Here is a 7194-nt window from a genome sequence, read left to right as displayed (position 1 = left end):
GATTCTACTGGCACGAACGAGTGCTCGAGAACGGAAAGCTACTCCATCAACGACTTGACTGGGGGGACGGTACTACAGGTGGCCGGGCAATCTATCCGTTGGGCGAAGATCAGGCCGACGTCCCCCCGACGATGATCGATTATGGCCGGACCGTAGCGGGAGGCTATAACGGGGTGCAGGGAAGAATCGTGACTCCGCTTGACGGGATCTGGCAACCACAAAGCTGTCGCTGGTTGCCGGAAGTCCTCAGGGAGCAGCAAATCACATCTCGCGCTGTATCGAAGGACGGAGTGGAACTTCTCGAAATCACTTACCACAAGCCGATGGACAATGCCCCGATAACAATGCTGCTGGACCCGCGCCACAGCTATCTGCCGAGAAGCACACTTTGGGGATGGGAGGGTCATGTGAGTGAATACAAACAGTTTCCCCCGGGGATCTGGATAGCCACGATGGGCGTGTTCGACATGCAAGAGAGAAAACAATCCTGGAAAATGACCAGTGTCGTCTTCAACGAGGATATCGCGGACGAAAAAGTGCGTCCCCCGAAGCCGGGCGATGGAACCCGAATCACGGATATGACGCAGCGGAAAACCTGGTTTCATGGATCGCCACCTCCGATCCCAGACCCGATTCAGGAGAACGAGACTTCACCCGTGCAAGGAGATGGGTCCCCCATCGTCGCCAGGCCACTCACTGGAACTTGGAGCTGGTTACCGTTGTGGTTCACTCTTTTGGGAATCTCAGCATTAGCAATTTCGCTTTTTGCCAGAAAGCCAGACCGGACTTAAACGTGGTTTCAGAACCCTATTTTACACAATCAGACGATCACCCATTCTCATCAGTTGATGCAGCAGAACTTGATTATTGGATACAGGCTGAGGGCCATCGCAGATGATTTCGTCAAGCATACTTGTGACAGCTATTGCTTGGCACATCATCAGACGGGCTTTCTTACAAAAGATCTCCTTGGCCAGATTACAGTAACCTTCCATTCCAGCATTGTCTTCTGGGGGACAAATCATGGCTCGCCCGAAAGTTCTCTGCATTCAAGAGCATTCGCTTCGGCGTGGCCTTGCATACATCTGCCTGACCTTACTTCTGCCCGTTGCCGCCATCGCGGAAGAACCAACTCTTGATGAAGCGATGAGTGCACTGGAGAGCTGGCGAGCTTCGTTTACCAGCATTCATATCACCTATGAGATTGATGAAGGGATCCTCGAAAATTCCTCGGCTGAATCCGCCATGACAACCGGCGAATACTACTGGTCGGAAGCGAAGCGATTCTATTGGTACGAGCGATTTGCCGAAGACGGAAAGCAACTGAGTCAATATCTCGACTGGGGGGATGGCCGAATCAGCGGCCGGGCGTTTTATCCCCGAGGGGCAGGACTGGAAAAGGAGCGACCATCTACGTTAGTCTACGGACGAATTGATCCGCAATCACCTAACGGAGCCGTTGGACGAGCAGTGACTGCACTCTATGGGCTCTGGCAGGCCCCCACTTGTCGCTGGTTACCGGAGATTCTTCGCGAGAAGCACGTGACATCTCACGTGGTCTCTTTAGACGGTATTCAGTGCTTGGAAATTGCCTACCAGGACGATCACGACAAACCGCACATCACTCTGGTCCTGGACCCCCGTTATAGCTATTTGCCGAGAAGCATGCTCACGAGTTGGCACTATGAGGTGAGTCAATTTAAGCGTTTTGCACCGGGAATCTGGATGCCTGTCGCCGGCGTTCTCGACTTGAGAGAGAGGAAACAAGCCTGGGAAATCACCAGTGTTGTTTTCAACCAGGATATTGCCGATGAAAAGGTTCGGACCCCGCTTCCCGGCGATGGAGCACGGATCACAGACATGATTCAGGGCAAAATCTGGTATCATGGAACTCCTCCGCCGCGCCAAGGTCAAAGCGAAGAGACCGAACCGTCCGCCATTCCCCGCACAGGGAACCCAATTGTCGCCCAGCCACATCGGTCGACCGAGAATTTATTACCTGCGTGGTTGACCCTGATTGGGGGTCTGGCACTTGGAATTTCCGCCTTCCTCGGCCTCCGGCGTGGGAACTCGTCTTAGAGGTTCCTGTCATTCCCCATCTGAGTTTTCTCGATCACGGAAACGGAAATCCGGTTTGCACCATGAAAAAGCGGGAAAAGAGCGCTGATGCCGGGCGGCAGGGTTTCTCTCTGGTGGAACTGCTCGTTTCCATTGGGGTGATCAGCCTGGTATTGGCGATCGCCATGCCGGCTGTTCAACACTCGCGCGAGGCTGCGCGTGCGACGGTCTGCAGAAATCATTTGCGGCAACTAGGGATTGCGATCCACGAACATGAAAGCGCGAAACAGGCCTATCCGCTGACGCGGACCCATTGGGCGACGGATCCGATCACCCCAGGGCGGTCGCTGCATGTCGAACTGCTTCCTTACCTGGATTTCGCCACGGCCTATCACAAGGTCGATTTTGATGAAATCTATTCTGATTATGAAAGTGCACCGACTGCGTTTGTCGCCTCCAACCAGGAATTGCTTAGCGTGACGGTGCCGGTTTTTCTCTGTCCATCAGACCGACAGCGGGTGGGGGGCTGTAATTATCGATGTTCGATGGGAACTGCAGAGTCCATTGAGATCGCTGACGGCTTCTTTGTGAACAACGTCGTCACGCGGCCAGCCGATATCACCGACGGTCTTTCCAACACGGTCATGATGGGGGAGCGGGTCCTGGGAAGCTTTTCACCAACCGTCGATTACTGGCGAGACATTCTCCTTGTGCGAGGCGGAATCCCGTCGAACGATGCTGACGGCTGGACAGAAGGCTGCACCGATGCAGCACTCACCGCCAGCTATGTTGGCAGTGACAACTATTCAGGGGGAACGTGGCTTCGCGGAGGGTGGCGCAACACATGGTACCACCACGGATTTCCGCCGAACCATTCCGTCCCCGATTGCGCTTTCGCCGGCCCCAACTCCGGAGGAGGTTCCGGCCAGTACTCGGCGCGCAGTTATCATTCGCAGACGGTGAATGTGGTATTTGGCGACGGGGCAGTACGGGCCATCTCGCAAAACATTGCCGTCCCGCTGTGGCGTGCACTCGCCACCCGGAGCGGTGGCGAAAACGTTTCCGATTTCTGATCGGATAATTGCCGTTCCCGGAATCTGATTGACACGATGGGCTCAAACCTGCACTTTGGTGAATTCCATTTCGTCACGTTCGCGAATACTGCCTGATTGATTGTTTCCAACAGAACATGCCTGCCCCTCGTCACATTACAAGAGGCATAAGCGATGGCTCGTTCGAAGGTCCAACATGTCTGTCTGCGGGGACCGGGAAGTCTTCTTTATATCGGCCTTCTGTTGCTTCCCCGTTCCGTCTGTCAGGCAGAACCACCTGCACTTGCTGAAGCGATCACAGCACTGGACAACTGGCGTGCGGCGTTCAACAGCATTCATATCAATTATGAAATCGACGAAGGGGTCATCGAGGAACCACCACGGGGCCCGCTGTTGACTGTCGGCGAATACTACTGGTCAGACGCAAGGCGGTTTTACTGGCACGACCAACAGTTCCGGGATCGAAAGATGCTCGGTCAGAATCTCATCTGGAGAGACAGTTTTATCAGCGGATGGGCGAGGTTTCCTTCTGGGGAGGACCAGGAAAAAGTCCCACCTACCTCCATCGAATTCGGCCGAACTATCAACGGTGGTTTCAATGGCATTCAGGGGCTCATCGTCACGACTCTTCACGGGCTTTGGCAACCACAGACCTGTTGCTGGTTACCGGAACTTCTCAAAAAGCAGCAGCTAAGCAGTCGTGTGATTACCGCAGAGGGCGCCCCATGCCTGGAAGTGACGTACCAGAATCAGATGGACACAGACCCGACAACACTCGTGCTGGATCCGCGCTATGGGTACCTCCCGAGAAGCGTCACGGGCGGTTGGGAGACTCAGATCAGTGAATTCCAGCAGTTTCCCCCAGGTATCTGGATGCCGACAGCGGGCGTATTCGACATCATCGAACAAAAGAAATCCTGGAAACTCACCAGCGTCGTTTTCAACCAGGACATCGAGGACGAGAAAGTTTCGATCGCGGAACCGGGGGAAGGTACGCTCATGATCGATCGGGTCCAGGGGAGTGTCTGGATCCATGGAACACCTCCCATTGTTCTTGAGCCAAAAGAGGAGGATGAAAATGACCACCGACAGGGCGACGGCAGGTGCGGCGGACCGGGGTCATTAGTGAACGGAGTCGGAAAACCGCTACCAGTTTGGCTGGTCGTTCTGGGGTCCGTGAGCCTGTTCGTGGGCACCCTCGTCAGCCGCGCGCGTGAGCTTTTCTAACGTCCGCAACCTGCTTGTCGGGCGATCTCGAAGCTCACGGACTGTGTAAGATGCGGCTCGCCTTTGGCCGGCCCGCCCACAGACCATCTCCACTCCGTTGTCTCCTGCCCCTGATTTTGTTCTTCTCTTGAGAGGATCAGAAATCAGACCCAAGGTGGGAAGATCGCCGGAACAGAAATCTTCTTTGTAACGCGGATCATGAGATGACACAGACGTTGAGACTCGAGCCGGTGCGGACATTGACGCATGGCAACGCCGTATTTTCTGCCGCGTTCTCTCCCAACGGGAAGCAGATCGCAACGGCGAGTCTCGACAATACCGTCCGCCTCTGGAACCTCTCCGATGGCGAAGTGCTCACCACTCTGAAGGGGCACGGTGACGGGGTCTGTTTCGTCGATTTCCATTCCGACGGCCGCATCGTGACTGCCAGTCTCGACCGAACCTTGCGCATCTGGTCGGCTGACGGAAGTCAGGTCCTGACGACCTTCATCGGGCACCAGGATTACCTCACCTGTGCTGCGATCGCGCGCAATGGGACACTGCTGGTGTCGGGCGGATTCGACAAGACGGTCCGTGTCTGGGACAGCCAAACGGAACTGAATGTCGTCGTCTGGACCGGCCATACCGAGAACGTGCAGTGTGTCGCAATCAGCGGCGACGGAAAGACGGTCGCTTCGGGAGGAGACGACCAGACGATCCGATTGTGGAATGTCGAATCGCAGTCACTCAGCAAGGTGGTCATGGGACATTCGAAGGGAGTTGAAGGACTCGCCTTTTCCCCCGATGGAACCCTGCTCGCCTCTGCCAGCGTCGACGGTAGCGTCCGGCTCTGGTCCCGGACCGGCGAACTGGTCGCCACACTTGAGCAGATCCCGGTCCTCGTGAAATCCGTGGTCTTCTCACCGGACGGGCGCTGGCTGGTTTCGGGTGACGGAGTCGGAACATTGCGAGTCTGGGACACGGCCAACCTGCAACTCGTGTTGACGACGCCGGCTCACAAAAACTCGATCCACGATCTGACATTCAGCCGCGATGGGACGCACTTCGCCTCAGCCGGATTCGACCGGACGATTCATGTCTGGAACGTCGTCGAGAAACAGGACTGACGACACCGTATTCTCATCCATCATTCTCATCCATCCCCTCCGCATAGCACCGGTTGACCGGTCTGCCGGGCTACCGGTGTGCGCAGCACAAGAGGTCTCTGCCACCGCGCATTCGTCATGACGGCCGATAGGAGATGGACGGCGTCTTTACCGAACAAACCTCTTGCGGCTGACGCCGCCCCGGTAGCCGCGATGACGCGACAACCGGGGCTACCCGTGAGGAATTCAGTCTAGATCCACCGAGATCTGCTTTCTCTGACTAATTCTTTTCTGACGAAGATTCTTTTAACAACTCGGATTCTCGCGGGACGGCGACGTCGAAGTAGCCGAGCAACATCTCATCCCAGGACTGCTCCCCCCACTTCACGGTCTTGGACGGGTCGGGGTTCGCCAGGTTTCGAGCCGAATTGTCAAACGCGGCGAAGGACTGAATCTTGGAACCGCGAGGGATCAAACGGGGTTCAATCAGCTTGTAAGCTGTCTGCCAGTTGAAGTCGTAATGGGGCACATCCAGCAGCACTTCCTTCGTTCCATCATTGTGCGTGAGTTCGTAACGAAATGACTTCCCTCGCAGATGCATGTGCGGGGAAAGGGACAAAAGCTGCAAATCCTGGGGGGCGGTGACGACACTGGACGAGAACGCCTGATTGTCCAGTTCCGGCTGGATCTTGAACTTTGTATTCACGGTCGAAACCGTCCGGATTTCGTGCGTCACTTCGGCAGGATCGGCGAACAGCAATCCGATCTGCGTCCGATCTTCCTGGGCAACTCCGTTGGGCGTGTAGTGCATCTGGAAGATGAACTTCGCACCAGCCGGGATCCGTTTCGCCATCCCCTGAGGGTATTCACCCACGCGCAGGCCTGGAACGAAGGCGGTCAGCATCTGCCGGTCTCCGTCACGAACTTCTCCATCGGTGGAAATGAAGACAATCACATGATGCACAACCGCGCGGCTTCCCGGAATGATTTCCGCCCCCGTAACCCACTTGTCTTCCGTCAGTCCGGGATCGACCGAAAAATACTGGTAGTCAACCGTCCCTTCGGCAGGAACCGTGAAGGGAGTCTCGGACATCCAGACAACGTGGTCAGGCTTTCGTGGAAGCTGCCAGCCTTCTGTGTAGGTTGGTGGAGGAGGAAGTTCCGCTGGATCACCTTCAGGGGTCCCGGCGGCGACCCAATGCTGCAGGAGCGAGAGTTCTTCCTGAGTCAGTCGCCGCTCGTTGGCGAAATGACCATGTTCTGGCGAAGCGTGCCAGGGGGGCATCTGACCGGTCTGAGTGACCTCCACAATCATATCGGCCCACCCGGCGACTTCGTGGTAGTCCGTCAGACTGAAGGGAGCGATCTCGCCCGGCCGATGACAATCGACGCAGTGTTTCTGCAAGAGGCGCGAGATCTGATTGGAATAGGTCACGGTACTATTCGAAGTACCGGTTTTAACCGGTCGTGACCGCCCGATCAGGCAGCCTACCGCAGCGGTTTCGGTTACGCTGACCGGCGTTCCGGCGAGAACTTCGTCGATCGCCAGTTTCAGATCCTCGCGCGTCGGAGCCGGCCGGGACTTCCCCCCGACGGAATACTGATCGTCGACTCGGCCCCGGTATCGGACGATCCGCTTCGCATCGAGCACAAAGACTTCCGGCGTGCGCGTCGCCCCCAGATCGTCCACGACTTCCTGGTTCAGGTCTTTGAGAATGGGATACGTCAGGCCGTTCGTGCGAGCGAACGCGGCGATTTCCGTCAGCGAGTCC

Annotated in this window: 6 protein-coding genes; 5 read left to right on the top strand and 1 reads right to left on the bottom strand. The window is 56.4% G+C overall.

Translation table 11 applies throughout. The features are described from left to right. The 5 genes from VGE80_RS12285 to VGE80_RS12265 form a co-directional block, all read left to right on the top strand. Positions 1–791 (top strand): hypothetical protein (locus VGE80_RS12285; RefSeq protein WP_440592874.1); only part of this gene is annotated, 791 nt, incomplete at its 5' end. Positions 792–1023: 232 nt separating this feature from the next. Beyond that, positions 1024–2079 (top strand): hypothetical protein, encoded by a 1056-nt coding sequence (locus tag VGE80_RS12280; RefSeq protein ID WP_440592873.1) that lies wholly within the window; start codon positions 1024–1026, stop codon positions 2077–2079. Positions 2080–2141: 62 nt separating this feature from the next. Further along, on the top strand, positions 2142–3131 hold the full coding sequence (locus VGE80_RS12275) for a DUF1559 family PulG-like putative transporter (RefSeq protein ID WP_440592872.1): 990 nt from the start codon (positions 2142–2144) through the stop codon (positions 3129–3131). 153 nt (positions 3132–3284) lie between these two features. Further along, positions 3285–4337, top strand: coding sequence for a hypothetical protein (locus VGE80_RS12270; RefSeq protein ID WP_440592871.1), 1053 nt, complete (start codon positions 3285–3287; stop codon positions 4335–4337). 203 nt (positions 4338–4540) lie between these two features. Beyond that, the gene (locus tag VGE80_RS12265; RefSeq protein WP_440592870.1) at positions 4541–5443 is read left to right on the top strand and encodes a WD40 repeat domain-containing protein; all 903 of its coding nucleotides are present in this window, start codon (positions 4541–4543) and stop codon (positions 5441–5443) included. Between the two features lie 259 nt (positions 5444–5702). Here VGE80_RS12265 and VGE80_RS12260 read toward each other — a convergent pair. Then, positions 5703–7194, bottom strand: a 1492-nt coding sequence (locus VGE80_RS12260) for a redoxin domain-containing protein (protein WP_440592869.1), incomplete at its 5' end; no start/stop codon positions are given.

This window comes from Schlesneria sp., assembly GCF_036405755.1.
Lineage (GTDB): Bacteria > Planctomycetota > Planctomycetia > Planctomycetales > Planctomycetaceae > Schlesneria > Schlesneria sphaerica.
The sequence above is the reverse complement of the archived record's forward strand: the minus strand, read 5'-3'. Positions and strand labels throughout refer to the sequence as shown.